Source organism: Haloferax sp. KTX1, assembly GCF_902410085.1.
Taxonomy (GTDB): Archaea; Halobacteriota; Halobacteria; order Halobacteriales; family Haloferacaceae; genus Haloferax; species Haloferax massiliensis.
In genome coordinates this window covers 1-441 of the sequence record NZ_CABPRH010000207.1, presented here as the reverse complement: position 1 = coordinate 441, position 441 = coordinate 1, and the positions used below count along the sequence as shown (strand labels likewise).

At 70.5% G+C, this 441-nt stretch carries 1 pseudogene; it reads right to left on the bottom strand.

The annotated features are described in order from the left end of the window. Positions 1 to 441 (bottom strand): annotated as a pseudogene (locus FY251_RS21475) (ornithine carbamoyltransferase); the annotation flags it as partial.

Sequence of the window (441 nt, the reverse complement as noted above, 5' to 3'; positions counted from 1 at the left end):
GTTTCTGGCCGCGCTGGTCCTCCTGGCCCATGCTGACCCACACGTCGGAGTACACCACGTCGGCGTCGGCGACGGCGGCCTCGGGGTCGTGGGTCGTCTCGGGCGCGTTGCCGAAGGCGGCGGCGCGGTCGGCCACGTCATCGGAGATGCCGTAGCCCTCCGGGGTGGCGACAGTGAGGTCCAGTCCGACCATCGCCGCGCCGATGACGAAGGACTGGCAAACGTTGTTGCCGTCGCCGACCCACGCGACGGAGACGTCCTCGAAGTCGCCGAACCGCTCGCGGATGGTCAGCAGGTCGGCGAGCGTCTGGCAGGGGTGGGCGTCGTCGGTCAGCCCGTTGATGACCGGGACCTCGGCGTATTCGGCCAGCTCCTCGGCGTCCGCGTGGTCGAACACGCGGGCCATGATGAAATCGACGTAGCGCCCGAGCGCGCGGGCGG